The following is a 26269-nucleotide window of genomic DNA, read 5'->3' on the forward strand; positions in this document are numbered from 1 at the left end:
GCCATGCGCGACATGTTCTTCGCCGCGGCGGACATCTGGATGATCGCCATCGGATTCATCTGTGGCGCGAAATTCATTCGGCGCCATCACAATTACCTGATCGGCCTCGAATGGATCATCATGGCTGTGTCCGGGTCGAACTTCCTGCTGTACGGTCTGCTCAAGGGCGGCCAGGATTCTCCGATGTTCCGCATCGCATTCTTCCTCGACGCGTTCTCGCGTTCTATCGGTTTCACTTTGATCCTGGTCATGGGTCTGCTGGTGCTCACCCACGGATACAGGCCGTCACTGCGTGTCGAGGTCGGGGCGTTCACCCTGGCCGCGGTGCTCGGGTACTTCCTCTCGGAATTCGCTGCCCAGATCGGCACTCCCGGCAAGGTGTTCTTCCTGTTGACGGCGCTCGCGACCTCAAGTTTCCTGTGCTACTTCGCATTTCGCCTGTGGAACATCGGCGAGCGCGCACACGCCGCCTGGATCGGTGTCGCGACGGCCCTCAACGTCGTCGTCGCCGTGATCTACGACTTCTGGCACATCCCGGGCGACGACGCCAACCACACGCTCTTCTACATCCTGGCCCTGTCCACCTGGGGCCTGACCATGCTGGTCATCTACCGCGCCTACACGGCGTTCGACGCTCGCACTGGTGCTGCCGCACAACGCCTTTCAGCCACCAGCGTCCATGGAGCCGGAGCCGCATGAACAGCACCGCGACCACCGACTACACCACCTTCACCGGCTGGATCGACCCGCCGACCGACATCCCTCCGCCGCTGAAGGAGAATCTCACCTGCTCGGTCGCGGTCATCGGCGGTGGACTGGCCGGCCTGTCGACCGCACGGCGGCTGGCTGGGCGCGGCGTCGACACGGTCCTGCTCGAATCGGGGTGCTGCGGATACGGCCCCTTCGATACCGCGGTGCGCTGAGGTGTTCGTTGCCGGGCGTCATGTCCGTTCGAGGCCGGTCCGCGATGTCTGCGCGTTGCAAGCTGTGTTGGCGATTATCAGCAACAAGTGGGTGCCCGCAGTATTCGAACACCTCTCCGGTGCAACGGAACTCAGTTACGGAGACCTGTATCGGCGCATCAACGGCGCTTCGCGCAAAATGCTGTCCGCGACACTGCGCAATCTCGTGCGCGACGGTTTGGTACAGCGCTCGCCGAGAACAGGGCCTCCGCCGCAACGTGTGTACTACCGCCTGACCAATCTGGGCCGGTCCCTAGTTGACAGCCTCGACGGACTCCACGCATGGGCCGACAGCCACGTACATGTCATCGAAGCGGCGCGACAACCGCGAGCGGATTAGCCAGGCCAGGACGCAAATGACCAATTGGGCCACTGAATCGACATGTGCGTACGCGGTAACCCAACAAGCGGTCGCCAAGACCGGACGTGGTTGAATCAGCGGCTCAATGCTTGCCGCTTCTTGTCGCAAGCCAGGCTCATGTCTCACCGTGACCAATCGACATCTGGTGAGTTTGACTAGCGCTATCGCGAGTGGCATGGAAATCGTATGTTCGGGGCTTGCGCCTAGGAAATGCAGCACCTCGTGAGACAAACCCCGGTGCAGTTCACGTGAGACCATCCGATATTCGCACGTCAGAGCTGCGGCCAAATGCAGTCAAATTTGAGAACCTACATTGTAGTTGTCTTGTTGTCGAGATGCAGCGAAAATTAGCAACACCCCGTTTGTTGTTGAACTAGACCAATTAGTTTTATTCCTAGCCGACCTGCACTGATGAGTCGGCCGATAAGGCGCGGATCGTAAAGAACTCGCGCTGGTCGCGGTCCGCTGGATATGCCGCCGAGTCTTGAGAGCGTGCAGGTTACGCAGAAATGACATCGTTGCGGACAACGTTCACCATGGAACTTGGGCGCTTACCGTCACAGGGCTTCGGGTCCGCGTTCGCCGGTGCGCACGCGGACCAACGACTCGACGGGCGTGACCCATACCTTGCCGTCGCCGATCTTGCCGGTGCGCGCGGCGCCGACGATGGCCGCGGCCACGGCGTCGACCTGTTCGTCGTCCACCACAACGTCGATGCGTACCTTCGGAACGAAGCCGACCTCGTACTCGGCACCCCGGTACACCTCGGTGTGTCCCTTCTGGCGCCCATACCCCTGGGCCTCGGAGAAGGTTAGGCCGTGCACGCCGGCCTCGTCCACGGCGGTCCGAATGTCTGTGACCGTAAACGGCTGCACGACTGCGGTTATGAGCTTCATGGCGTCAGGCCTTCACTCCTTCGACCTTCATTCCATCGAGTCGGCCGCTGACAACGGATTCGTCAGGGTAGGCCTCCTCGAGATGCGCGCCGATGTCACCCCGTTCCAAGATCTCCTCCGGCGCACGCAGTTTCATGAACAGGCCGAGAACCTTCAGGATCGCGAAGGTGATGAAGGCGTCCCACGCAATGATGGTGAGCGCGGCGCAAAGTTGGATCAGGATCTGTGCCGGATGGTCGCCCCAGAGCCACCCGGCGGCGGTGACGTCGTTGACGTCCTTTCCGTTGCCGAGATAGATGATGACCTTCGGGTCGGCCAGCACGCCGACCAGCAGGCCACCGACCAGACCGGCCACGCCATGGGTATGCACGACGCCCAGGGTGTCGTCGACCCTGGTGAATAACTTGGTGCGGCCCAGCCAGTTCCACGACATCCATACCAGGGAGGACGCGACCACGCCGATGAGCATGGCGCCGAAGCTGTTGACGAAACCGGCGGCGGGGGTGATGCTGACCAGTCCGACGATCATGCCGTTGATGGCGCCCAAGAAGGTGGGTTTGCGCTCGCGGCTGGCGAAGATGTCCCAGATCACCCAGGTCAACAGTGCCACTGCGGTGGCGAGGTTGGTGTTGAGCACCGCCAAGGATGCGTTGGTGCCGGAAAAGTAGGGGTCACCGCCGTTGAATCCGTTCCAGCCCAGCCATAGGATGCCCGCGCCGACGGCGGCCATCGGAAGGTTGTTGGGCACCGCTCGCTCGCGATCGCGGTTCAGTCGCGGGCCGATCACCGCTGCGGCGACGAACCCGCTGACCCCGGCGGCCAGGTGGATGACGTAGCCGCCGGAGTAGTCCAACGCCCCAGTGCTGAAGAGACTGCTGGCGCCGGCGTGCGCCTGCCCCCAGAAGCCGCCGCCCCACACCAGGAAGGCGTTGATCGAGTAGGCGAACGTTGACCACAGCGGCACGAAGATCAGCCACACCTTGAAGTTCATCCGGCCCACCACGCTGCCCAGAAACAGCAACGGGGTGATTGCGGCGAACACGAATTGGAAGTACGCCAGCGTGCTTTGGGAGAAGTGGAATTTGGGCATCGCCCCGTCGAGTAGAGGGATGACAGCCTGCTGCTGACTAGCCGTTCCCAGGATGCTGCGCGGATTGCCTACGAAAGACCCGAGGATGCCCGGGCCGAGCTTCATCGGCTCCCCGAAGCCCATGTTGAAGCCCCACAGCACCCACACCACCAGCACCAGCGAAAACCCCGTGAAGGCCATCAACATCGTGTTGACGGCCCACTTCTTCTGGACGATGCCGCCGTACAGCACCGCGATCCCCGGGATGCTCATCAGGCCGACCAGAGTTGCGGCCATCAGCTGCCAGGCGTTGTCTCCGGGGTTAAGCCAATCGGGATAAGGGTTCATCCGGGTCCACCCTTCGGTCGCTGCGATGTCGGCACATGCGACTGGCCAAATTTGTACGCCGTAGGGGTTTCTGTTGGATGATTCATTGTTAAATCTGGATTTCGGATCGAACCGCTCACGCCTTTAGCTCAGGTAATTCAAGGTTAATTCGCAGAATTCCATACAGGGATTAGACAGGAGATTCGCAGAATTCCGGACTGGGGCACTCAGGTCCTGGTGGCATGTTGCTTCTGAGGCTGTTGGCGCGCAGAGCTTTTCTTGGATAGACAGCAGTCCAGACCAGTGACCGTTAAATGCGTTGGTCTCGCCATTTGGACTATTGAAAACGGTGGGCCAGGCGGATGAGAATTTGGGTGGTCGACACACCTGCCGGTAAAGGCCCGCAGGAGTCGCCATGTACGTCTTTTCGCTTCGTTGCCGAAGCTGCCGCGCATTTGGCCGCCGCTGCTTGGCTGGACCGACCGGGTCGAAGCGTGCGTGATCGTGTTCGCAGTCCTGGTAGCGCTGGCCGCGACTGCGGTCTGCGCTGTCGCCGGCGCCCGGGGCGGTGAAGTTCAGGTCGTTCGCACCGACTGGGTCAGCACAAGCCGTGCGGTGAAAGCCGGTGACCGCAGCGACATCTGGGTCAATGACGGTAGCGCGAGCCACACTAACTGGCCGGCGTTGCCGCGTTGGGCAGAATCCCTGCGACTCGGCACTGAGCCTGGACTGCTTGCGCGTGGACGTCACGCTGGACGGAAGCGGCGCGACACCAGTCGCGCGCTGCCTCCCCGCACGCGTGCTCGATCCCGCCGCCCATCGAACTTGCCATCGCGACGGTTACGCAAATCTCGCCGGACCGAACAGGGCTCGACGAATGGCTCGCGATGGCCCATACCATCGCGCCCGCTGCAATCACAACGACGAAAATGCCGCTCACAACCCACATGGCACGACGCTCGCGAGGCGTGAGCGGGTCAGTTGGTGGGGTCTTGCTTGTGTTGACCGTCGGCGGCTCCTTCGTCCGGCGAAGTCGATCGATCAACAATAGGGGCACCGCTGCCCAGTTGGCATGCTCGCGACCTCGTCGATCGGAGCCGTTGAGGGAAGGTGCTGCGCACGCCCAGCGAGGTTTCGCGGCAGCGCCCTGCCAGGGTGACACGCCGGGTAGTTCGCAGTGCTCGGCTGATTGAGTTGCCAGGCGCCGCGGTCGAGCCGCAGCAGCGGGCATGCGTCGCGTGACGCGTCGACGGCAGGCGCGCCAACGGCTCATGTGACCATGTCCAAAGCGGGACCGTGTGATTGCGTGAGAAGGTCGTGATGTCGGTGCCTGGTGGAAGGCTGCCGTGCATGGGCATCACATCTTCAGAGCAAGTGCATATTCCACCTGGGCCAGCCGATACCCGGTACACTCTTGCGAGTCTGGCGCGACTCGCGCTTATGAAAGGCGCATTGGCGCTTTTCGATGACGTTGTAAAGCTCCTTGACCCCAGGAACGCCGACGACGTCTTCTACCGAGTGCAAGACTTAGAGGACCGCGTCCGCTATTTGAACGACATGGCGGCCGTACTCGAGTTTGAGGCCGACGGCGATTCTTTGAACCTCGGCACGCACCCATTGGAAAACGCCGAACTCGGTCCTGCCATACGCGCATGGCGCAAGTCGGTCGAACGCCCGTGGTGCGTTGTCGATGACTGCGCAGATCCTGAATACGCTGCCCCACGGATCGATACAAATCTTCCCGACGGTGCGTCCGACCCCGACGGAACGTGTGACGAACTAGAAGACTGGTGTGAACAGCACCTTCCCAACTCGAACGGGACCACGGTGTCCTCAATCATCCAATTGCACACCGCCGAGACCGAAGCAGCTAGCGTCGCTCGACACGGCCATTTCCTGGAGACATCCGAGGACGCAACGCCATGGGAGTGGGCGGCCCATCGAGCCCGCATGCACCGCATCAGCGCCGTGGCATTCGGGGCTGACCCAGGTGGTCATACCTCCAGCTACCTACTCGGATCCGATGAGATACCCCCTTCCCGCTACGGGGGGCCGGTGTTCGATCTGTGGTCCGAGATCGCCGAACGAGTGAACTTGCGCGACGAGCAGTTGGGCGCACTGATGGCACGGAAGCCAATGTCAGTCACGAAAGATGTGGTGGTCCTTGGGGACCCGACGGAGGCGGGTACCGAGTACCTCAACCGCGACGCGAGCCGCAGGATCGTGAGTACGGCGATTGCTGAGACCGTCGGGTGCCAGCACAGTGTGAGGGTGGCATCGGTGGCGGCGTTCAACCACTGGCAAAATGAACGCGCCAAACCCCCGTTCTGACGCCGTGAAGCTAGACAGTGCTCGAGCGTGGAGGGCACTTGCAGGTGCGAGCGTATGGTTCCGCTGCCCAAACATCTCTTCTGTGGCCGGCCGTTTCGCTGCCGCGACCACCGAGCGCTACAACGCGACGAAGTTCGGCGTGACCGCGTTCACCGAGGCGCTGCGGCAGGAGTACGCGCAAAACATCACCTGCGTGTGTCCGTCGTCGAGCCAGGCCGGGTGGACACCGAGCTGTTAGACCATCGCGAGGGCTCGGCGCGGCCGTCGTCGAGGCATCACCGTCTCCCACCACGTGAAGCGTGACCGGACCACCAATGTCCCTGTCCGCCCACATCAATCGCCACTTCACACTGACACGGCCCACATCCGGCCACGGCAGAATGGTCGGAGCAGTGTTCTTCGGAGAGTTGTTCTCCAGCCCGAGCGTCGCCTCAGGGAATCAGCGGAGAATCCGGGCAGTAGACACCACAATTCAACCGGTGCCACCACCACGTCGAACCCGCGGCTTCGCTGTGGTCAATACCCCGAGACTAATTGGATGGGCACGCGGTGAGACAAACGGTGAATCCTCCAGGACGGAGCTGTGATTAATGGCCAGTGCCCGTGAGAACCTACAGATGTGTTGTTGTGTCTCACAACCGATTTCATCCTTCTACGATCGATTGCATCTCAGACACGAGGACCGCAACGGCTTTCGCAGCTCATGCCCGTCAACCGACCGATATGATGGCGGACCCCATTTCCTGCCGCGAACTCAAATCTGTTCATTCATTGTGTAGTTGCTGTGAGAATTAGCGCTCCGTGCGTGTGGAGTAGTCCGTCTCGACTACGTATCTCGTACCTCGGGAAAACAGTGACTGCTGACAACCCAGACACCAATTCGAGTAGTGCACTACGCATGGCCTCGACGTCCGCTGGTGTCAGAGTTGCCCTTATCGCGTAGTGGCCGGCACCTGAGCACGACCGGTCACGACGATGCACAGCCAACGAATGGCTCGCGCTGCTGAGGGGACTGTGCCAGGACAGCTGTCCGATAACCCGGACGATGCACGAGCAAAAGGATGGGCATCCGATGCACGCAACCAAGCTCTCCAAGCAGATCGATCCTCCGGACAATCCATGGGATCCGGGAACTCCGTTGCGGCCCTTCGTCACCCCTTTGGCGGTGCTACACCCCGTCAAGATGGGCGACGCGATCACGATCGACATCGCGGCGACGACCGCGCTGATCCATCCGGACCTGCCCGAAATCGCGGCGTGGGGCTACGGCGTGCCGGGCGGGGCGACATCCCCCGGGCCACTTCTGGAAGCCGCTGCCGGCAATGCCACCACCGTGACGTGGCGGAATCGTCTGGATGCCAGTCTGTACCAGCGCGATCCGAACCGGCCGGTACCAACCCTGCCGTTCAGCACTGCCGTCGTCGATGATCCCGACGGGGACAACGACTCGGTCCAGAATTACCTCGGGAGTGAGGGAGGTGTGCCCGAGAAGATGCCGTTGGCGCCCTTGGGTTGGACCAGCACGCATCTTCACGGCGGGCATTCGGCCTCTGATGCTGACGGTTGGCCGGAGAACATGATACCCGCTGGCGGCCAACAGGTTTCGTTCTATGCCAACACCTACGACAATGTCGACATCGCGCTGGGCAAGGTCGGAGCGCTGCTGTGGTATCACGACCACGCGATGAACGGAACCCGCTGTCACGTGTATTCGGGTCTGGCCGGCGGCTACATCCTGCGCGATCAGGCCGAACGCGACCTGGGTCTGCCAACCACTCCCGAAGAAGGCGAGATCGTGGCGATAATCCAGGACCGCAACATCGACGCCGTGGACGGGCAGATCAGGTTCCTGCACAAGACAACTCCGGATACCGGCGAGTTTTTCGGGCCGCTTACCTTGGTGAACGGAAAGCTGTGGCCACAGCTTTCGCTCCGGCCGGCCACCTACCGGCTGCGACTGCTCAACGGGTCCAATGCCCGTGCCTACCGGCTGCACTTGGTGACTGTCGATCGTTCGTCGACCGGGGACCAACCGCCAGAGGTCAGAGTGCACCACGATGTACTGCGGATCATCGGCTCCGACGGCGGACTGCTGTGGAAGGCGGCCCCGGTCGCCCCGAGGTCGGCACTGACGTTGGCTCCGGCCGAGCGGCTCGATGTGCTGGTCGACCTGTCCGGGTTCGCCCCGGGTACACAGCTGTATTTGATCAACTCCGCGGAGGCACCGTTCGGGGGTGGAAAGGTCCCGACCGCTGCGCAGCTGAACAGCCTGTGGCACAAGGGCGATCGTCCTGGCCGCAATCCGTTTCCGTGGGTGCTGCGCCTCGACGTCGATCCGGACGCCGAGTTGCGCGGCATGGATCAGCCGGCCGGCGCGTTCGACGGCGTCGAGCTCAACGCCGCATTCCGGCGCACGGTGCACGGTCTGACCCCGCACCCGGCCCATGACGCCGCGCCCGAGATTTCAATCGAGGGACACGAGCACCACCTGATCCTGTTGGCCGAAACCGATCCGCCGGGGCACCTCTACGTCCAGGAGCTTGTCGAGGATGCCAACGGCGACATCGCCCTACGGCTGCCCACTGACACCGAAACCAAGAAGTACCGCGTCGACGGGTGGATGGTCGGGGACCAGACATCTTCGGAGACACGGGTTGCGTTTGACGACCACGTCGGCATACGACCCCAACTCGGTCAGTGGCAGGTCTTCCGATTCGTCAACACCACAGGTGACACTCACCCGCTGCACATCCACCAGTCCCAGTTCCAGACGCTGGGGTCCGCGGCAGGTCAGATCGCGTATGCCGACGCCCTGGGCAACAACATTTACGACCCGGCATCCCGGACCGCCACCGCCCCGCTGCTGCCCTTGCCGGAACCGGGTCGCAGCTACGACACTGCGGAAATCACCGGTTGGAAAGACACCATCCGGGTCGACCCGGGCAACGTGGTGAGCGTGGCCATCAGGTTCGACGTCCCAGGCCGCTACGTCTACCACTGCCACGTCCTCGAGCACGAGGACACCCAGATGATGCGGCCGATCGTCGTGACCGTGGTGCCCATGGACGACGGCACACCGATGCAGATGTGAGCTCACCGCCGATCGGTGATCTGACGATCGGCCGGGTTGCACCCGCCCCTCGCAACCACAGACCAGGAATGAGAAAGATGACATGTGATGGGGACCCCCTTGGCTCGGACGCTCGTTGATAGGAGCGTCGGAGAGAGTTCTTTCAGGAGCGCAAGGAGGTCCCGCTGATGACGATGGTAGGCGGTTTTGATGTGCATCGGCAGCAGATCACGTTCGATTATGTGGACAGTGACGGGTTGGTGCGGTCCGGTCAGATCCGGCCGGCCACGCGCAGGACGTTGCGGGCTTGGCTAGCCGGGCATTGCCCGGATGGGGATGCGGATTTCGCGTTGGAGGGGTGTACCGGCTGGCGGTATGTGACCGAGGAATTGGCGGCTGCGGGGGTGTGGGTGCATCTGGGGGATCCGGCCGAGGTCGCGGCATTGCGGGGACCGAAGAAGCGCGCCAAGACCGATCACGCGGATGCCCGGCTGTTGCGTACGTTGTTGTTGGAGGGGCGATTTCCCGAGTCCTGGATCCCGCCCGTGCATGTCCTGGAGATCCGTACCCTGGGCCGGTTGTACTGCACGTTGATGGATGAGCGGCGCGCCTGGCAACAGCGCATCCACGCGCAGTTGTTTCAACAGGGCTGCCCGCCGGTCAAGGCATTGTTGTCGGTGGCAGGTCGCGAGGCATTGGCACAGGCGCAACTGTCGCCGGTGGGACGCCAATACGTGGACACCGCGCTGGGACGCATCGATCAACTCAGTGCCGAGATCGATCCGCTGCGAACCCAATTGGTGAGGTTTGCCATGGCGCAACCGGGCTGTCAGGTGCTGCGGGGCCAGTACGGGGTCGGTTGGCTGTGCGCGGTTATCATGTGGGCCGAAATCGGCGATGCTCGTCGGTTCAGCAGTTCCGATCAACTGGTGCGCTACGCCGGCCTGGATGTCACCGTCTACTCGTCGGATGCCAAACGCAGCCCAGGGCGGCTGTCTCGGCAAGGCGCACCCGAGCTGCGGTGGGCTGCCTTTGAGGCGGCTAAATGTGCGTCCCGGCGCGGGTCTCCGGATAACGCCTACTACCACAAGTTGGCGGTCAAACGTGACGGCCACAACGGCAAGAACCCGACCCTGGCAGTGGAGCGCAAAATCCTGCGTCGCTGCTATCACATGCTGCGTGAACTCGGCGATGCCGCCCTGGCGCCGCCGACGCTCGACGATACGGAGGTGGCCGCTTAAATGCGTTGTACGCGTGCCCTGCCCATACTTCAGCTGATGCCTGCGGCCAGCTCCCGCGAAATTCCTGTCGCCACCACGTTGTTGGGTGGCTTTCCCGGAAAGATTGAGCGGCCGCACCATTTTTGGCAGCCCCTATGTCGGGCATCCCATCCATCATCATGTCGCCGGACCTCGTCCGTGGACCCAGATAAGGCTGGGCGCCGGCACGCCTCAACGTATCTCGTACACCAAACGTTCTCTTATCGGAGGCGTCCATGACTTGAACCAACTGTCGCACTGGCGTTTCCCGGGCCGGCCAACTTTACGGCGGATCCTTGTCGGCCTCGAGGTCGTTCGTCCTCGCTGCGCTGCGGGCGCTCCACCTCGACCCCAACACAGATAAGCGGTCCACCGAATCCGGCGATGTCCCCGGGAACAGGCCAAACAATTGGAAATAAGCAACGGATCCACCTTTACGGGGGACCCCAACACAGATAAGGAATTCGCCATGGCGAACAAGTGGAAGCTCATCAGTGGGGTGCCGGCGGGGTTGACCCCTGACACGATGCTGCTGCTGTCCGACGGATCGGTGCTTGTTCACAACACCAGTGGTGCCGAGTGGTGGCGGCTGACGCCCGACGGCGCGGGTCAGTACGACACCGGCGCGTGGGCCGGCCCCTTCACGATGGCCAACACCAGGCAATTTTTCGCCTCCGGGGTGCTCAGGGACGGCCGCGTGTTCGCGATCGGCGGGGAATACTCCGACGCTGGCAACGACACCCCGCTGGCCGAGATCTTCGATCCGTTGACCAACACGTGGTCGTCCATGAACAAGCCGAGCCCCGGCTTCGATGCGATCAACGGGGACGTGTCCGCCTGCATCCTGGCCGACGGGCGCGTTCTGTGCGGCGGGCTCAGCAGCAACGTATCGGCGATCTGGGATCCCGTGCTCGACACGTGGACGGTAGCGGGAACCGCGTTCGGCACCGCTGCGACGAATAAAGACGAAGGCAGCGACGAGGAGACGTGGACGCTGTTGCCGGACGGCACCGTGCTGACGGTCGACATCTCGTCCCCACCGAAGACCCAGAAATACGATCCCGGCAGTGACACGTGGATTCCGGCGGACTCGTCTCCGGCCACACTGACGCAGCAGCTAGCGCTCATGAGTCTCCAGAACAACGCCACCCCGCCGGTCAGCGTCAACATCAGCGAGATCGGTCCCGCGGTCGTGTTGCCCAACGGGCACCTGTTCGCGATCGGTGCGACGGGGCACACCGCGCTGTACGTACCTCCGGGCAGTCCAACCCAACCAGGGTCGTGGACCGCCGGACCGGACCTCCCGCCCGACACCAGCGGCAACAACTTCAACAGCCCCAACGGCAACATTCAGACGGCGATCGACGCGCCGTGCGTTCTGCTGCCGGGCGGCAAGGTTCTGCTGGTGGCCGGGAACACGGTGGCTGAGAAGAACGCGACCCAATTCTGGTCGAACCCCTCGATCGTGTATGTCTACGACCCCGCGACCAACGCGACGCCGGTAGCGCTGGACAAGCAGCCCGCCAACAACACCACCGACACGTGGCAGACACGGTTTTTGTTGCTGCCGACGGGACAGGTCCTGTTCAGCTCCGAAGAGGCGGGGAAGCTGAGCTTGCTGACTCCCGATGCGGCGCTGGTCGCGCCCGACCCCAGCTGGCGGCCGACGATCACGTCCTTTCCGTCGTCGATGGCGGTCGGGCACCATTACAAGCTGCATGGGACGCAGCTCAACGGCCTCTCCCAAGCGTGTGCGTACGGTGATGACGCCCAGATGGCCACCAACTTCCCGATCGTTCAGCTGACCATGGGCGCCTCCGTCCACTACGTACGCAGCTTCGACTTCTCGACGCTCGGAATAGCCACCGGCCCCGCCGTCCACAGCACGCTGATTGACATTCCGGCGTCGTTGCCCACCGGTGACTATGAGTTGCGCGTGATCGCCAACGGCATTCCGTCCGATCCGGTCACCGTCACCGTTGCAGCGCAACTGCCACAGATCGCGGTTGCTCTTGAGGACGATCTCGACTTCGCCACGGTATGCGCCGGCGCCCGGGCCTATCGGACGCTGACGGTATTCAACGTTGGCAACGCCGACCTGATCGTCGATACGGTATCGAACATCGCTGGGTCTGGTGATTTCACCGTCTTGCCGAATCCCGCGACGCCGTTGACGATCGAGTCGGGCGACGAGGTCGACTTCACCATCGAGTTCACGCCGACAACGTCGGCTGTTGAGACGGCGACGATCCGGATCACCAGCAACGACCCCGTTACGCCGAATCTCGATGTGCACGCCACCGGTATCGGTGGCGCGCCTGCCCTTGAGCTCGCTTTCCCGGATACCGGGCAATTCGGGAAAGTGTGCCTGGGCTCATTCGTCGACCGCGGCCTCGTACTGAACAATCGCGGGCCGTGCGATTTGCAGATCCTGGCAATCAGCTCGTCGTCGCCAGACTTCGTTCCCCCCGGGGTTTTTTCTTATCCTCTCGTCGTTGCCGCCGGCGATTCCATCGAGTTGCCGATTCGCTTCCAGCCAACAACCTTCGGGTCGAAGTCGTCGACGATCTCGGTTCTGAGCAATGACCCGACCGGGCCCAAAACCGTGGTCGTGTCGGGCACAGCGCCGGCGCCGAGGTCGACGCTGATTGTCCCTGATGCTGGAGATTTCGGTGAGGTTCGCCTAGGCAAGTTCACCGACCGGGACCTCGTCATCAACAACCAAGGGCCATGCCAGCTGACCATCACCGGCATTGTCTCGTCCGCGCCGACCTTTGTTCCACCGCAGATAGCCGGCTTGCCGCTGACGGTCGAGGGCGGTGGCTCCGTCGAGGTCCCGATCCGCTTTCAGCCGACACACCGAGGAGCCGCGGCTGCGACACTGACGATCTTCAGCAATGATCCGAGCAGCCCGGCCGTCGTCGGTGTCAGCGGTACCGGCTGGCCGCCCCTGCCGGTGGCGGGCACCGCTCTCGAAGGCTTCCGGCTCAGCAATGACAGTCAACATGTCTTCTTCACCGGCACCGACAAGTTCCTGCACGAGCTAGATATCGCGGCTGGCTCCGTGTGGGCGGACCACGATGTGACCACCTTGGCCAGCGCGGTGCCTCCTATCCCGACCACAGCCCTGGCTGGCTTCCGGCTCAGCGACGACAGCAAGCACGTGTTCTTCATCGGCACCGACGGTGACGTCTATGAGTATTACTTCACCGCCGCCGAAGGCTGGGTCTACAACGACGTAACGGCACTGGCGCGCGCCGTGGCGCCTGTCGCCACCAGCGAACTGACCGGCCACGCACTTGGTGACGACAGCAAGCACGTGTTCTTCATCGGCACCGACGGCCATGTGCACGAGCTCTTCATCGGCTCCAGTGGGCGATGGGCGGACAACGACCTGACCGCTCTCTCCGGCGGAGCGACACCCCGTCTGACCACGACGCTGACCAGCCACCGGCTCGGTGACGACAGTCAGCATGTGTTCTTCATCGGCACCGACGGCCATGTGCACGAGCTCTTCATCGGCTCCGGTGCCGGCGCGAGCTGGGCGGACAATGACCTGACCGCTCTGGCCGGCGCGATGTCACCCAATCCGGCCACGGCGCTGACCAGCTATCGGCTCGGTGACGACAGTCAGCATGTGTTCTTCATCGGGACCGACAATCATGTGCACGAGCTCTTCATCGGCTCCGGTGCCGGCGCGAGCTGGGCGGACAATGACCTGACCGCGATGGCTGGCGCCGTGATAGCTACGCCGGGCACCGCCCTGACCGGGTTCCCGCTCGGCAATGGCAGTCAGCATGTGTTCTTCATCGGCGCCGACAGTCACGTGCACGAGCTCGACATCGGCTCCGGCGGGAGTTGGGCGGACCACGACGTGACCACCCTCGCCAGCGCGGTGCCACCCATCCCCGCCACCGGCCTGACCGGCTACCCGCTGGGCAACGACAGCAAGCATGTGTTCTTCATCGGCGCCGGCCATCACGTCCATGAGCTCTTCTTCACCGCCGGTCCGGGGTGGGTCGACAACGATCTGACGGCGCTGACATAGCGGGTCCACGCCGGCGGCAACGGAGCGCGTTTCGGCCGTGGCGGACCGCCAACTGCGGACAAACTCAACGGAAATCCCTTGGGCGCAGGCGAAAAGGTGGCGCTGAGGGCCCGGTGGCACGCTGCTGGGGAGGTGACCAGATCGTGCGACCCGATTCGCGAATTCTTCCAAAACCGCTGTGGCGCAACGGCGCAACGCAACGGCTTCGTTCTCGGTCCAAAGGTAGCCGGGCATTCCGAAAGCGCACGCACCAAAACCGAACCGGTACAACGCCCTACGTCCGTGGTGGAGTACAGCACTACGCATGGTGTCGCGCTGGACCGGTGGCAACATCTGTCATAGGCGGCGGTGCAGGATCCGCCGACACGCGGTAAGGGGGCACCATGGCGGCCAAGCAGACCGAGAAGGCCGGCGCGCGAGGTGGACGCAGCCCCGCGAAGAAAACAGTGAAGACGGCGCGACCGAAACCAGTGAAACCCGCTGTGCCGGCGCCGAAGTCCGGGGTTCTGCCGCCACGATTCAAGCAGATGGTCGCCGCGGCTGCCGAGGCGATGGTTTCCGACTTGCCGCAGCCAGCTCCCGGCGAAGTCATCAATCTCGGGCCGATCGCCGGGACCGGCACGCCGACCGGCGTGATCGGCGCGGGCGGTACCGACCTTTGCGAGATCGCACCGAGCGGTCAGGTCGCCCTTGCCGGTGACACGTTCGCCGGTCAGGGCGTGGGTATCGGGGAGTGGAGTCGATCGATGGGCCTGCATGTGCGGCCCGGCAGCCTCAACAGCGCCAACATCCAATTCGACTTCGCGTTCGGCAAGAGCAACACCCTGTACGCCGAAACCTGGCCGCATGTCGACGGCGGCAGCCAGCTGCCGGCCGGCACCGTGCAGGTGTACGGGATCGACTACGCGCTGGTGACCCGGACGGCGAACCTCATTCCCTCCGATACGCGCCTTGTGCGCATCAACGCCACGCAGGGGTGCTGGGCCAGCGTACCTGGCTCCTGGCGGGCCGCAGATTGGCAGGGCGGCAACCAAACCCAGATCAGCGGCTACCAGGACGGCGACTGGGTCTACATCATCGCCGACGGGTTCGCCCGCGATCACCAACTCTGGCTGTATCGCTGTCCGGCAACCGCGTTCACCGACCGCAACACCTGGCACGCGTGGGGCATGATCGGCGACGGACCGGATTGGGGCTGGGATCAGGCCCCGACTCCGCTCAACAGTGACCTGTTCGGTGAAGTGAGTCTGCGCCTGATCGAGGGCAAGGCGGTGTTGACGGGATTCAACGCAACAACCCTCTGCGTCGAGGCCCGGGTAGCGGACGACGTGACGCAGGTGGCGGCGCCGTGGACCCCGATGACGACGATCGCGACCCAGGACAGCGTGCCGCAAAACTACGGTGGTTACATCGTTCCCGGCTCCACGCTCGACCAGACGGTCATATTGGTCAGCCAATGGCACACCGCCACCGGTAACCCTTATCGGGTGTTGCAATTCGTCGCCAACCTCAATCGCTGACCACTGTCGCCATGTGCGCGTCGATGGTTGACCGCGTGGTCGACCGCCAGCTGCTCGCTATCGTTCGGGCACTAGAGCGGCAAGCAGCATCTGGAGTAGCCACTGCTGATACTGCGCGGTAGTCCAGTGCCAGTCGTTGGTCAGCATGAGGTAGACGTCGCTGCTGGTCAATGTCCACAGAATCGCAGCGGCGTCTTCAACTGTCTTCGAGTCTTTCAACGGGCCGTTGTCGGCCAGCCATTCGGCCACCGTTGTCATGGAGGTCCGGCGTTGACGCAGATTCAAGTCCGCCCACAGCCCTTCGATTTCAGGTTCGACGGCTGCGGCTGCCTGGACAAGTGCGCTATAGGGCGCCACCCGTGCCAACTGCTTGGTGATGCCAATGCTGAACAGCTGCAACTGTTCTCGTTGATCACTGCATTGACGAACCGCTTCGGGTTCCGGGCGATCGAGAACTGCGATGTCTTCGGCGTCGCCGCCGATGACGTAGTCCATGACCTCCTTCAAGATCCCGCGCTTACTGCCGAAGAGTCGGAAGATGAGGTCATTAGAGACATCTGAAGACTGGGCAATTTCGGCTGTCGTGGTGCGAGCGTAGCCGTTGGCCAGGAACAGTTGTGCTGCCGTGTCCACGATCCGCCGACGGCGCTCGACGGCAACGGCTCGACGTTTGGACGAGTCGTAGCGGCGCGTATTGACAGGTTCGGTCACGGCCGGTAATCATAGCTCCATATTAAGTCTAGTCAGACTAGAACGAATGTGTGGAGGATGCGATGAGCACGTTCTACCGACTGGCATACGCGACGGGCTTCACTCCGTGGGAGCGTGCTGGCGAAGCCGAGACCGGCAAGCTGGCCGAGTTGTTCGACCGAGAGGAGGCCGAGCACGGAGGGCCGGGCAAGGCACTCGATTTAGGCTGTGGCTCAGGAAGATACGCCGCCGAACTGGCAATCAGAGGCTGGGCGGTCACCGGCGTCGAACTCATCCCGCAGGCTATTACGCGGGCGCGGCGCCGCATCGAGGAGCTGGGCCTGTCAGTGCCGATCGTCAAGGCCGATGTCACGCGCCTCGGACCTGACCAGCTCGGCGCTGGATACGATTTCTTCCTTGATGTCGGGTGCTATCACGGCCTCGACCCCGCTCAGCGACTGCGCATGGCGCAGGGCGTCACGTCGTTGGCGGCATCTGGCGCCACCCTGTTGATGTTGGCCTTTTCGCTTGCCGCCTTACCGCGGCCCCTTCCTCGTGGCTCCAATCGGCGTGAGCTCGAAGATGTTTTCGCCGGTTGGGTGGTCACCGACATCGAGCCGGCGTCGACCCAGGGAATGCCGAAACCGCTACGCAAGGCAGCGCCCAATTGGTACCGGCTCCGGTATGCCTCTTAGTGGAGTGATGACGGATCCGCCAAATTGGTGATACCCGCGGTTGTCTCAAGATGCTGTACTCGGGGGCTGGGCACGCCAGGCGGATCGGTGCCCGGCTGCCGCCTTGATCGATATCCTGACTTGTCATCTGCGGCATTTCACCTCCGACTATGCCGACATGACCGGTCAGTAGCACTAGCCCTCCGCCGCGGGTGCACGGTCGTGGATGGCCGATGAGGCACAAACAGATCAAACCCGTTGCCACTAAGTCAATTTCAGCTGTTGATATGGCTATCGAGTGCGCAGTCCGGTGAGCAGCATCTCGACGTAGCGCCGGGCAGCCGGCGGGCCCGGGTGTGCTACGGCTGCATAGGCGATTCCGCACATCAGCGGGATCAGGTCGTCGTCGGTGAGGTCGGCACGGACGGCGCCGGCTTCGCGGGCACGGTCGAGTAACGCGCTGCCGACTGTGCGCAGCCGGGCTTTCAGTTCGGTGGTGTACGGCAATTCGTCGGCGTGGGCCGCGTTGACGGGCGGGAGGGAGGCATCGGTGACCTGAGCCTCAACGACGTGACTTAGGAATTCACCAAAGGCGTGCCCCGGATCGGCAGCTATGAGTGCCTGCTCCCCGTATCCGATAAGTGCCTCCAGGCACGGCGCGGCAACGGCCTCCAGCAGAGCTGTGGTGGTCGGGAAGTGTCGATACACAGTTGCCACTCCAACACCGGCCCGTCTGGCGACGTCGTTGAGCTGCAACGGCACGCCGTCATCGACCAGTTCGCGGGCGACACCAATGATGTGCTCCCGGTTGAATACGGCGTCTTTGCGCCGAGGCGGTTCGGCCACGACCGACAGTGTATATGGATGATTCATCCGTTTCGGGTTACATTTAAACGGATAATTAATCTGATTTAGGAGGGCGTCATGGTTGCCGACGAAGCTGAGGGCGCACATCGCACGGTGCTCGTGACCGGAGGATCCGGTTACCTGGCCAGTTGGACGATTGTTGAGTTACTGCGGCGGGCTTACCGGGTCCGCGCCACCATCCGGCGCTCTACACGTGAGGCCGAGGTACGCGAGATGGTGGCGGGCCAAACAGGCTCGACGGACCGATTGACGTTCTTCGAAGCCGACCCGGTGGCTGACCGCGGCTGGGCCGAGGCCGCCGAGGGCGCCGATTACGTCCTGCACCTGGCATCTCCAATGCCGATCGGGGAATACCGCGGCACCGACCTCATCGGACCGGCCTTGTCGGGCACCCGCCGGGTGCTGGTAGCCGCGCACGCAGCCGGCGTACAACGCGTCGTCGTCACCTCATCTGTCGAAGCGGCGCTGCCTGAAACACCGGGGGCTGTGGCCACCGAGTCACTGTGGACAATCGCTTCGGATTCTCCTGAGTACGAGTACCGGCGGGCCAAAACATTGGCCGAACAAGAGGTCTGGGAATTTGTGCGGGCGCACGGCACCGCAATGGAAGCCACCACTGTATTGCCGGCTTTCATGCAGGGGCCGGTGTTGGGCAGCGATTACTCCGGGTCGGTGAGTGTTATCGCGACGCTGTTGAGCGGTAAGCTGCCTGCGATCCCGCGGGTCGGGTGGGATGTTGTCGACGTTCGCGACATCGCCGATCTGCATATCCGCGCGATGACCTCGCCCAGCGCCGCGTTCGAGCGGTTCATCGGATCCGGAGAGTTCTTGTGGCTCAAGGACTTCGCCGCGATCCTTCGTGACAGCCTCGGGGCGAAGGGGGCGCGGGTGCCGCAGCGGGGTCTACCGGATTTCGTTGTCCGGTTCGGCGCCAGGTTCAACGGTGATCTCAAGGAGATCGCCCCTCGACTGGGCGTGGAGCAGTCAGCGACGTCGGAAAAGGCCGAGCGGCTGCTCGGTTGGAAAGCCCGCTCGGCGGCCACGGCAGTACGGGATGCGGCGGTGTCGCTGCTTGAGCGCAGTCTCGTGTGACGCCTCGACCGTCACGGCACCGACTGAGTACGGCTCTCCTGCGCCCATATTGGCGGCAGTTCCCGGCCAGCTTTGGCAGTGGCGGTGGTTCAGTGGGGCCACACCGGCGAGCAGGCACGTAAGCCGACCATGCGCCGCGGTAGCGTCAGGCTTCCAGTCGCGACTCCTCGAGATCGAGGTCCAGGAGTATGCGGTTGAGCACCTGGTTCGACACCCGACCGTCGCGGCGCATCGCGATCAGCGCGTCCCGCTCGGCCTGCAGGATGAGTCGCACGCTGTCCTGATAGGCCTGCGACCGGTCCTCATATCCGGCGTCCTCGATCTTGCCGAGCCGGGCGGCGAACCGATGAGTGCGGTAGTCGTACATGCTCCGCATCCGTTGGGCGGTATCGGTGCGAAGGAGGTCCTGCGCCGACAGTGCGTCGATCTGGGCCAACGCTGCCTTCGCGGTCACCAGCCGGGCCCTGAACTCCTCGTCGGTATCCGGATCGCTGTCTGCCGCGACGAGCCGCCGCACGAGTGTCGGCAACGTCAACCCCTGCACGACGAGGGTGAAGAAGATGACGGCGAACGTGAGGAACACGATGCGCTCATCTGCTGCGGCGGGCGCCGCGACCATCGGTCGACGAGAACGGTCATCGAGGGCACGCCGAAGAACCACGCCAGCCGGATGAACACCACGGCGGCAGTCACGGTCAAGGCGTACGCAGCCAACGCGCCAGGCGAGTATTCGCCGAGGCCCCCGATGATCGCGCGTAGCTGAAGTCCCGTCAGCACGAACAACGTTGCGTTGATGAGGAAATCGACGATGTCCCACACGAAGTAGCCCTGCAGGCGCGGCCGGGCGTCGAGCACCTCGGGACTGCGGACCGCCATGACGATACCCGCCGCCACCGTGGCCAGCACCGCCGAGGCGCCGACAGCTTGCGCCGGTAGGAATGCCGCGTTCCCGGTGAGCAGCGAGATCGTGACACTGATCTGTGGGTCGCTGATATGGCGGCGCACCCATGCAGACATGAATCCGACCGCGAGGCCGATGGCCACGCCGGTGATCACGCCGAAGACGAATCGCAGGCCGGCCTTCCACGAGCGAGAACGCACCGGCGACGGTGGCCGCGACCGCGACGCGATAGGCGACCAGTGCGGTGGCATCGTTGAACAGCCCCTCGCCCTCGATGCTGCTGACCAGCCGTCGCGGTGCATCAAGACGCTGCATGATCGTCGCTGCGGCGACTGGGTCGGTGGGAGACACGATGGCGCCCAACACGAACGCCGTCGACCAAGCCATTCCGGGAATCAGCGCGTGCGCGGCCCACGCGACGCCGGCCATCGTGACGAGGACCAGCACCACGGCGCTCAATGTCAGATCACGAAAGTTGGACCGGAAGTCGCCGAAGTTGGCGTAGATCGACGACTTGTACAGCAGCGGCGGCAGGAACAGCGCGAGGACGAGGTCGGGTTCGAGCTGGATCTGCGGCAGCCCGGGGATGAATCCGAAGGCCGCGCCGCCGATCACCAGCATGATGGGATACGGCACCGAGAGCCGGCATGCCAGCGCCCCCAATGCCGCGACGGCCAGCAGCAGTCCGGTGACCAGCACCTCAACATGGTTCACGTCATGCAGCATCGTGCACGCGAGGAACCGGCCACCCTCAGAAGCCCTAAATATCACGCACCATGCGATGGACCCTCACCCGCCGGTGATGTCAATCTCGGCTCAGACGGTAGAGGACTCCATGAAGGAGACGACGAATGATCTCTCCCTACGACGCATTGCCGCAGCTGCCCGGATTCACGCTGACCTCGGAATCCATCATTGACGGAGAGACTCTGCCCAACGAACAGGTTGGCGGCATCTTGGGCGCAGGCGGGCAGGACATCTCGCCACAACTGAGTTGGTCCGGCATTCCCGACGTCACACGGGGCTTCACCGTCAGCGTCTTCGACCCAGACGCTCCGACCGCGTCTGGATTCTGGCACTGGGCGGTAGCGAACATTCCCGCCACCGTCACCGACCTCCCCGCCGGCGCCGGCGATGGCAGTAAAGGGAGCCTGCCGGCCACAGCCATCACCCTGCGGAACGACGCGGGGTATGCGCGCTACGTCGGCGCAGCCCCACCTCCGGGTCACGGCCCGCACCGGTACTACGTCGCAGTCCACGCGTTCGGCAACGAGATGCCGGACATATCACCAGATTCCACGCCGGCCTATCTCGGATTTCAGCTCTACGGGTCCGCCATCGCGGGGGCGGTGATTCACGGAATCTTCGAGCGGAACTAGCGGAATTAGCGGTTCACAACACGATCACTGTCCCACCCACCACGACAACACCCCGAGGAGCCAGTCATGAAGATGCGCGCCGCGCGCATGCACGGATATAACCAACCGCTGGAAATCGAAGACGTGCCGGTACCTGACGTCGGCCGCTCCCAGGTCCTCCTCAAGGTCGCCGCCACAGGCATGTGCCGAAGTGATTACCAACTGTTGGACGGCTACTTCCAGGCCGGTCTGCCGATCCCATTCCCGTTCATTCCGGGCCACGAAGTGGCAGGAAGAATCGCCGACATCGGACCCGACGTGCCCAAAGCCACGGCCATCGCACAGGGCGATCTCGTGGTCGTCGATCCGAACTGGGGCGACGGCACGTGCCGGCAATGTCACGAGGGCAATGAACAACTCTGCAGCAATGGACAACTCGTCGGCTTCGGCCCCAACGGCGGCTTCGCCGAATACATGCTTGTCCCCTACGATCACGTGATCAACGTCAGCGGTCAACCCAATCAGCGGCCCGAGTATCTGGCGCCGCTGACCGATGCCGGCGTCACGCCGTACCGCGGGATGAAGAAGTTGCGGGATGCCGGGAAACTGGGTGCGGGACGAACGGTCGTCATCAACGGAATCGGTGGCCTCGGCGGGTACGCGGTTCAGTACGCCCAGCTCCTCGGCGCCGGTGCCACTGTCGTTGCGTTCGCCCGTAGCGACGAAAAGCTCCGTCTTGCAGAAGAATACGGTGCTCACCACACTGTCAACGTTCGCGACAAACCCGTCGCCGATGTGCAAAACGAACTCGCGGACAAGACGGGCCGGCCGACGGTGGATGCGGTTCTCGACTGCGCCGGGTCCGAGGACTCGCTCGGGCTGGCGGCCGCGATTCTCGCGACCGAAGGCGCGCTGTCGCAGGTGGGCCTGATGGGACAGAAGGTCGAACTTCCGGTGTTCCCATTCGTCAGCGGCGAAAAGTCTTACTTCGGTTCGTTCTGGGCGAACCACAACGATCTCCAGGAAGTGCTGGCGCTGGCGAGCGACGGTCTCATCAAGCACCACATCACGACCGTGAAGCTCGACGACATCAACGACGCTCTACAGGCGTTGGGTCGCGGCGACGTCGTGGGCCGCTCGGTCGTGTTGTTCGACTGACCACCAAGTGGCACAGAAGTTCTCAAGTCAGTCCGACAGATTGGAAATCCCGTGAGCGTCCCATATGTCCTCTTCGTCATCACGAATGCCGCCGTGATCGGCCCGCACAATCGGCCCACTGGCTTCTTCTTCCCCGAGGTATCGCATCCGTTCGACGCACTCGATGATGCTGGAATCGCCGTCGAATTCGCCACGCCCCTGGGTGGAAAGCCGCCAGAAGATGGTTTCGACGCCGACGATCCCGCGCAAGTCGCCTTCCGTGGTAGCAAGGCGTACCGCCGCCTCGCCCGCACCCGCAAGCTCTCCGAGGTCGATGTGTTGGATTACGACGCTGTCTTCTTTCCCGGCGGGCTGGGCCCGATGGTGGACATCACCGGGAACCCCGAAGTGCAGTCGGTGGTCATCAACGCGTGGAACGCGGGCATGATCGTCGGCGCCGTATGCCACGGTCCCTCAGCGTTCCTCGGTGTCACACTCGACGACGGGGCGCCGCTGGTGCGTGGCCGCAAACTCACGTCGTTCTCCGCCGCCGAAGAGGAGGGTTACGCCGCTGACGACGTCCCGTTCGATCTCGAAAAGGCACTGCGCGAGGAGGGTGCCCTCTACGAGGCCACCGACCCGTGGCAGCCGAAAGTCGTCGTGGACGGCCGCCTGATCACCGGCCAGAATCCGCAGTCGGGGACGGTCGTCGGTGAGGCCCTGGCCGACGCCATTCGTCACGGAGTGGCAGAGCGATGACGAAACCCGTTGTGGTGGTTGCACGTTGGGAAACGTCCCCCGAGGCACTTGCGACGGTGCTGGCGCTCGTGGCAGAGGTGTCACCGCTGTCGTTGGCCGAGCCGGGCTGCCTTGGCTACGAAGCCCTGCAGAGCCGAGATCAGCCGACCACTATCGTGTTGATCGAGCGATACGCCGATCAAGCCGCACTCGAGGCACACCTGAACTCGCCCCACTATCAGGAACTGGTCGCAGGAAGAGTCCGACCACTCCTGACCAGCCGGCAGGTCGACATCACGACTGGCCTCGCGCCAGCGCTGTAGACGAGCTCGAACGTGCTGAGTACGTCCGCTGTGCGATGGGTATGGCTACTTCTCGTTAGAGTGGCAGTGGATCGAGAACAGCCCCGGGCCAAGCGCGCGGGTTGATCGCTCCACTCGGTCATTTGAACGTGTGTACCGGCCACACGACAGCGTCGTGCGTCGACCTCGAACTATTTCTCAAACGCCCCGCCAAAACGCTGCGATGGGCGCTCGAGCACTACCCGCATGTCCACGACTTGATCAGCTCCGCAAGACACTCGGCGACGACGCCGCAGAACCGTACACCGCCGAAACCGGCTGCTGTGCCGGATCGCCCGCGGGTAAACGTCTGTCCCAGCACACAAGAGGCCACCGAGCATTGATCCCGAGCGTGCTTTCGGGCGGGCCGAACTTCGCCGATTCGGAAGCGAGATCATGTCCCCCAAGCGTGAAATCGCACTGGACCACGTACCGCGATGCTGGTTAGCCGATGTCGGTAGCATGAAGCGGTGTCGTTGCGCCTTACCGATGACACTCTCGTGCGTCTGGCGCCAGGTATGTACGACTGGTGCATGCTGCTCGAGTTTGCCTTCGATGGTCAGCCGTCGGATTCTCATTTGATCGAGGCGGTGCTGGAGCATCCCCGATGGCGGGACGACTGCATGAGCCCATGGACCGGACCGTGTGAAGTGCACGGCCCGTACCGACTGGAAACCGTGACTGTTGAAGGATTTCGGCGGTGTACCGCCGCTGAGGCCTGGGAGGTCCTCATCAATTGGCCAGCCACGGATCTCAATCCGTGGGTCAGGGAGTCACTGCTGTTGTCACGGGAGATTGTCGGGGCATGGGTCGGGCCGCTGGTTGCAAGCGCGGACGAAATCTATCAGCTCGCGGTTCCCCGCGAGGGTAACGAGCATGGGGCCGGATGGGTAGTCGGGGCGCGCGGGTTTCATGAGTTCATCGCGATCGACCGTCAGCACGGCAGACTTACGGTTATCATCGCGACCGATGACTGATGCGGATCGCTGTGACGCGGCGCGGATTGGCCACCGTTGTGCCTCGCATTGCGTTTGAACGGAAACCATGTGACCAAATCCGGTACATCACAGAGACTTCGGTGAGACGTTCTGCTAATGGTACTGTCGGCCAACACCAATGATGTTCGGGTGGGCGCCAAGCTACTGAGTGCGGCCATGTCTCGCTGCCCGCGCGGATTGAAACGCGCCACGTACAGAAGCTGCAGCCACTCGGTCTATGAGTGCCGCGGGCGGTGCCCACGCACGTCGTCCGCGTCGGAATGCCGCGTACGTCGTCATCGTGACCGGATACTGTGGAAGCGCAACGACTCGTGTTCCGGCGGTGCACGGCCAGTTCATTGGCAGCAGGCCGATGCCGTGCCCGGCGCTGACGAGTTCATCGACCAGGCTGGGGTCTTCGATCCGATGTGTGACATGCGGTTGGAACCGCGTCACCTACCGCTGAGGAGGAGCTGGGTGCCTGGATTTAGAGGGTCAGCTGGTTAGGTAGTCGCTGCCTCCCACGTAGATGGTGTCGTCCTCGACGGTGGTATTGACTGCTGCGACTATCGCCGAGGCGAACTGCTCCACCGTGGGTAGTGCTCCGTGGGCTCGGCGTGACTCCACCGCGGTCGGATCGCGGCGCTGCAGGAGCTGAACGATGATGGTGCCATCGATCATGTCGCCGGAGACCACGGTGAAATTGATGTGGGCGCCGTCGAATTCGGCAGACATGGCTCTGAGAGCGTCTTCGCCGGCCCGTTTACTCTCGGCGATGGGCACATAATCGGCGGGGACTGGTTGGGCTCCGTGAAAGTGTGCTTGATGGCTGGTGACGAACACGATCCGGCTGCCGGCAGGCATTACGGTCATTGCCGAACGGGTCAGTCGAACGGGCGCATCACGATTGATGCGCATCGGGTAGTCGGCGGCGGCGCCGAGTTCGAGGCCGCCGGACGCGTTCAGAACCAGGGCGTCGAGGCGTCCGAAGGACCGTTCGACGAGGTCGATGAGATGGGCGCAGTCAACCGGGTTGGATATGTCTGCAGCGGCAATCGATGCTGATCCTCCGGCAGCGATGATCTCATTGGCGATTGCCTCAGCGCGCCTGTGCTTTTCTCGGTAGTTGATGATCACGTGTACATCGGGGCCGGTGAGTTGTCGGGCGACCTCTGCCCCGATACCGCGCGAGGCTCCAGTCACCAGGATGATTCGGCGAGCTACTTGGCCCTGTGGGTCGAAGGTCATAGCAATACTCCGCTCATGAGCGCGTCGGTCAGCCATTGGTGATGACAGCTGACGTCGTCGAGGTGATCGATTTTTCTCATTCGGCTCGATGCTCGAACTGAGCGCGGATCGCTTGCGCGGCTTCGGGATTGTCTGCGGCGAGCTGTTGTAGGTAGGCGACGACGTCACCGACGGTGCATAGGCTTGCGAGGTCTTCGTCGGGGATTTTGACGCCGTATTTGTCCTCGGTCTGGACGGCGATCTCGACCATCGAAAGTGAGTCGATGTCCAGGTCGTCGACGAAGGATTTTTCGATGGTGACTTCCGATGGTTCGATTCCGGTGACTTCCTCGATGATTTCGGCGATGCCGGCAACGAGCACTTCTTCGGTGATGGTCATTGGAGCCCTTCGGTTGGGTTTGCA

At 63.1% G+C, this 26269-nt stretch carries 25 protein-coding genes and 1 pseudogene; 16 read left to right on the forward strand and 10 right to left on the reverse strand.

The genetic code is table 11. The features are described from left to right. Positions 1 to 3: 3 nt before the first annotated feature. From BST13_RS12770 to BST13_RS40400, 3 genes are all read left to right on the forward strand, one after another. Complete coding sequence (locus BST13_RS12770; RefSeq protein ID WP_083164324.1) at positions 4 to 699, forward strand: transporter; 696 nt, start codon at positions 4 to 6, stop codon at positions 697 to 699. Continuing rightward, the gene (locus BST13_RS12775; RefSeq protein ID WP_142282782.1) at positions 696 to 923 is read left to right on the forward strand and encodes an FAD-dependent oxidoreductase; all 228 of its coding nucleotides are present in this window, start codon (positions 696 to 698) and stop codon (positions 921 to 923) included. Before BST13_RS12770 ends, BST13_RS12775 begins: the two co-directional genes overlap by 4 nt. 64 nt (positions 924 to 987) lie before the next feature. Further along, complete coding sequence (locus BST13_RS40400; protein ID WP_081812604.1) at positions 988 to 1302, forward strand: winged helix-turn-helix transcriptional regulator; 315 nt, start codon at positions 988 to 990, stop codon at positions 1300 to 1302. Between the two features lie 578 nt (positions 1303 to 1880). On the opposite strand, the gene BST13_RS12785 is transcribed toward BST13_RS40400, so the two are convergent. Beyond that, a complete protein-coding gene (locus BST13_RS12785) occupies positions 1881 to 2219 on the reverse strand; it encodes a P-II family nitrogen regulator (RefSeq protein ID WP_083164326.1) in 339 nt (112 codons plus the stop codon). Between the two features lie 4 nt (positions 2220 to 2223). Next, positions 2224 to 3636, reverse strand: a complete 1413-nt coding sequence (locus tag BST13_RS12790) for an ammonium transporter (RefSeq protein ID WP_083164328.1) — start codon at positions 3634 to 3636, stop codon at positions 2224 to 2226. 1329 nt (positions 3637 to 4965) lie between these two features. On the opposite strand from BST13_RS12790, the gene BST13_RS12800 reads away from it, so the two are divergent. From BST13_RS12800 to BST13_RS12825, 6 genes are all read left to right on the forward strand, one after another. Next, positions 4966 to 5946, forward strand: a complete 981-nt coding sequence (locus BST13_RS12800) for a hypothetical protein (RefSeq protein ID WP_142282783.1) — start codon at positions 4966 to 4968, stop codon at positions 5944 to 5946. 82 nt (positions 5947 to 6028) lie between these two features. Beyond that, the gene (locus tag BST13_RS39725; protein WP_245839555.1) at positions 6029 to 6184 is read left to right on the forward strand and encodes an SDR family NAD(P)-dependent oxidoreductase; all 156 of its coding nucleotides are present in this window, start codon (positions 6029 to 6031) and stop codon (positions 6182 to 6184) included. 834 nt (positions 6185 to 7018) lie between these two features. Then, positions 7019 to 9037 carry a multicopper oxidase family protein gene (locus tag BST13_RS12810; protein ID WP_142282784.1) on the forward strand — a complete coding sequence of 673 codons (2019 nt, stop codon included), beginning with the start codon at positions 7019 to 7021 and terminating at the stop codon, positions 9035 to 9037. Positions 9038 to 9204: 167 nt separating this feature from the next. Continuing rightward, positions 9205 to 10257, forward strand: a complete 1053-nt coding sequence (locus BST13_RS12815) for an IS110 family RNA-guided transposase (protein ID WP_083164352.1) — start codon at positions 9205 to 9207, stop codon at positions 10255 to 10257. A gap of 487 nt (positions 10258 to 10744) precedes the next feature. Beyond that, the gene (locus BST13_RS12820; RefSeq protein WP_083164354.1) at positions 10745 to 14323 is read left to right on the forward strand and encodes a choice-of-anchor D domain-containing protein; all 3579 of its coding nucleotides are present in this window, start codon (positions 10745 to 10747) and stop codon (positions 14321 to 14323) included. Between the two features lie 383 nt (positions 14324 to 14706). Continuing rightward, entirely contained in the window at positions 14707 to 15843 is a 1137-nt protein-coding gene (locus BST13_RS12825; RefSeq protein ID WP_095533524.1) for a DUF4185 domain-containing protein, read from the forward strand. A gap of 57 nt (positions 15844 to 15900) precedes the next feature. Here BST13_RS12825 and BST13_RS12830 read toward each other — a convergent pair whose 3' ends face one another. Continuing rightward, on the reverse strand, positions 15901 to 16554 hold the full coding sequence (locus tag BST13_RS12830; protein ID WP_083164357.1) for a TetR/AcrR family transcriptional regulator: 654 nt from the start codon (positions 16552 to 16554) through the stop codon (positions 15901 to 15903). 62 nt (positions 16555 to 16616) lie between these two features. Here BST13_RS12830 and BST13_RS12835 point away from each other — a divergent pair, with 62 nt between their 5' ends. Beyond that, the gene (locus tag BST13_RS12835) at positions 16617 to 17228 is read left to right on the forward strand and encodes a class I SAM-dependent methyltransferase (protein ID WP_083164359.1); all 612 of its coding nucleotides are present in this window, start codon (positions 16617 to 16619) and stop codon (positions 17226 to 17228) included. A 270-nt stretch (positions 17229 to 17498) separates the two neighbouring features. Here BST13_RS12835 and BST13_RS12840 read toward each other — a convergent pair whose 3' ends face one another. Then, on the reverse strand, positions 17499 to 18053 hold the full coding sequence (locus BST13_RS12840) for a TetR/AcrR family transcriptional regulator (protein ID WP_095533528.1): 555 nt from the start codon (positions 18051 to 18053) through the stop codon (positions 17499 to 17501). 78 nt (positions 18054 to 18131) lie between these two features. Here BST13_RS12840 and BST13_RS12845 point away from each other — a divergent pair, with 78 nt between their 5' ends. Next, positions 18132 to 19166: an NAD-dependent epimerase/dehydratase family protein gene (locus BST13_RS12845; RefSeq protein ID WP_083164363.1), complete on the forward strand. Its 1035-nt coding sequence runs from the start codon at positions 18132 to 18134 to the stop codon at positions 19164 to 19166. A gap of 145 nt (positions 19167 to 19311) precedes the next feature. Here the strand turns inward: BST13_RS12845 and BST13_RS39465 are convergent, their stop codons facing one another. From BST13_RS39465 to BST13_RS40405, 3 genes and pseudogenes are all read right to left on the reverse strand, one after another. Continuing rightward, positions 19312 to 19749: a cation:proton antiporter family protein gene (locus BST13_RS39465; RefSeq protein WP_211296084.1), complete on the reverse strand. Its 438-nt coding sequence runs from the start codon at positions 19747 to 19749 to the stop codon at positions 19312 to 19314. Beyond that, a complete protein-coding gene (locus tag BST13_RS39470; protein WP_211296082.1) occupies positions 19698 to 20369 on the reverse strand; it encodes a cation:proton antiporter domain-containing protein in 672 nt (223 codons plus the stop codon). The genes BST13_RS39465 and BST13_RS39470 overlap by 52 nt, the downstream gene beginning before the upstream one ends. Then, positions 20317 to 20793 (reverse strand): annotated as a pseudogene (locus BST13_RS40405) (cation:proton antiporter domain-containing protein); the annotation flags it as partial. The pseudogene BST13_RS40405 and the gene BST13_RS39470, both read right to left, overlap by 53 nt. 125 nt (positions 20794 to 20918) lie before the next feature. On the opposite strand from BST13_RS40405, the gene BST13_RS12855 reads away from it, so the two are divergent. The 5 genes from BST13_RS12855 (at position 20919) to BST13_RS12875 (ending at position 24618) form a co-directional block, all read left to right on the forward strand. Further along, positions 20919 to 21446, forward strand: a complete 528-nt coding sequence (locus BST13_RS12855; protein WP_083164365.1) for a YbhB/YbcL family Raf kinase inhibitor-like protein — start codon at positions 20919 to 20921, stop codon at positions 21444 to 21446. A 66-nt stretch (positions 21447 to 21512) separates the two neighbouring features. Continuing rightward, positions 21513 to 22583 (forward strand): NAD(P)-dependent alcohol dehydrogenase, encoded by a 1071-nt coding sequence (locus BST13_RS12860; protein ID WP_083164367.1) that lies wholly within the window; start codon positions 21513 to 21515, stop codon positions 22581 to 22583. Between the two features lie 51 nt (positions 22584 to 22634). After that, complete coding sequence (locus tag BST13_RS12865; protein WP_083164369.1) at positions 22635 to 23321, forward strand: type 1 glutamine amidotransferase domain-containing protein; 687 nt, start codon at positions 22635 to 22637, stop codon at positions 23319 to 23321. Then, positions 23318 to 23623 (forward strand): putative quinol monooxygenase, encoded by a 306-nt coding sequence (locus BST13_RS12870; protein WP_083164370.1) that lies wholly within the window; start codon positions 23318 to 23320, stop codon positions 23621 to 23623. Before BST13_RS12865 ends, BST13_RS12870 begins: the two co-directional genes overlap by 4 nt. A 488-nt stretch (positions 23624 to 24111) precedes the next feature. Continuing rightward, positions 24112 to 24618 (forward strand): hypothetical protein, encoded by a 507-nt coding sequence (locus tag BST13_RS12875; protein ID WP_142282785.1) that lies wholly within the window; start codon positions 24112 to 24114, stop codon positions 24616 to 24618. Positions 24619 to 24780: 162 nt separating this feature from the next. Here BST13_RS12875 and BST13_RS40410 read toward each other — a convergent pair whose 3' ends face one another. The 3 genes from BST13_RS40410 to acpM all read right to left on the reverse strand — a co-directional run bounded on the left by BST13_RS40410 (position 24781) and on the right by acpM (position 26245). After that, positions 24781 to 25074, reverse strand: coding sequence for a LysR substrate-binding domain-containing protein (locus BST13_RS40410; RefSeq protein WP_083164374.1), 294 nt, complete (start codon positions 25072 to 25074; stop codon positions 24781 to 24783). 39 nt (positions 25075 to 25113) lie between these two features. Next, positions 25114 to 25866, reverse strand: a complete 753-nt coding sequence (locus BST13_RS12885; RefSeq protein WP_083164376.1) for an SDR family oxidoreductase — start codon at positions 25864 to 25866, stop codon at positions 25114 to 25116. A gap of 76 nt (positions 25867 to 25942) precedes the next feature. Beyond that, positions 25943 to 26245 carry a meromycolate extension acyl carrier protein AcpM gene (gene acpM / locus BST13_RS12890; RefSeq protein ID WP_083164378.1) on the reverse strand — a complete coding sequence of 101 codons (303 nt, stop codon included), beginning with the start codon at positions 26243 to 26245 and terminating at the stop codon, positions 25943 to 25945. Positions 26246 to 26269 lie beyond the last annotated feature (24 nt).

Source organism: Mycobacterium aquaticum (assembly GCF_002086485.1).
Taxonomy (GTDB): domain Bacteria; phylum Actinomycetota; class Actinomycetes; order Mycobacteriales; family Mycobacteriaceae; genus Mycobacterium; species Mycobacterium aquaticum.

Excerpts from the sequence above, each read along its gene's own strand:
- BST13_RS12770 (WP_083164324.1), top strand. The coding sequence starts at position 4 with ATGCGCGACATGTTCTTCGCCGCGGCGGACATCTGGATGATCGCCATC.
- BST13_RS12775 (WP_142282782.1), top strand. The coding sequence starts at position 696 with ATGAACAGCACCGCGACCACCGACTACACCACCTTCACCGGCTGGATC.
- BST13_RS12785 (WP_083164326.1), bottom strand. The coding sequence starts at position 2,219 with ATGAAGCTCATAACCGCAGTCGTGCAGCCGTTTACGGTCACAGACATT.
- BST13_RS12790 (WP_083164328.1), bottom strand. The coding sequence starts at position 3,636 with ATGAACCCTTATCCCGATTGGCTTAACCCCGGAGACAACGCCTGGCAG.
- BST13_RS12800 (WP_142282783.1), top strand. The coding sequence starts at position 4,966 with ATGGGCATCACATCTTCAGAGCAAGTGCATATTCCACCTGGGCCAGCC.
- BST13_RS12810 (WP_142282784.1), top strand. The coding sequence starts at position 7,019 with ATGCACGCAACCAAGCTCTCCAAGCAGATCGATCCTCCGGACAATCCA.
- BST13_RS12815 (WP_083164352.1), top strand. The coding sequence starts at position 9,205 with ATGACGATGGTAGGCGGTTTTGATGTGCATCGGCAGCAGATCACGTTC.
- BST13_RS12820 (WP_083164354.1), top strand. The coding sequence starts at position 10,745 with ATGGCGAACAAGTGGAAGCTCATCAGTGGGGTGCCGGCGGGGTTGACC.
- BST13_RS12825 (WP_095533524.1), top strand. The coding sequence starts at position 14,707 with ATGGCGGCCAAGCAGACCGAGAAGGCCGGCGCGCGAGGTGGACGCAGC.
- BST13_RS12835 (WP_083164359.1), top strand. The coding sequence starts at position 16,617 with ATGAGCACGTTCTACCGACTGGCATACGCGACGGGCTTCACTCCGTGG.
- BST13_RS12845 (WP_083164363.1), top strand. The coding sequence starts at position 18,132 with ATGGTTGCCGACGAAGCTGAGGGCGCACATCGCACGGTGCTCGTGACC.
- BST13_RS39470 (WP_211296082.1), bottom strand. The coding sequence starts at position 20,369 with ATGCACCGCGACGGCTGGTCAGCAGCATCGAGGGCGAGGGGCTGTTCA.
- BST13_RS12855 (WP_083164365.1), top strand. The coding sequence starts at position 20,919 with ATGATCTCTCCCTACGACGCATTGCCGCAGCTGCCCGGATTCACGCTG.
- BST13_RS12860 (WP_083164367.1), top strand. The coding sequence starts at position 21,513 with ATGAAGATGCGCGCCGCGCGCATGCACGGATATAACCAACCGCTGGAA.
- BST13_RS12870 (WP_083164370.1), top strand. The coding sequence starts at position 23,318 with ATGACGAAACCCGTTGTGGTGGTTGCACGTTGGGAAACGTCCCCCGAG.
- BST13_RS12885 (WP_083164376.1), bottom strand. The coding sequence starts at position 25,866 with ATGACCTTCGACCCACAGGGCCAAGTAGCTCGCCGAATCATCCTGGTG.
- acpM (WP_083164378.1), bottom strand. The coding sequence starts at position 26,245 with ATGACCATCACCGAAGAAGTGCTCGTTGCCGGCATCGCCGAAATCATC.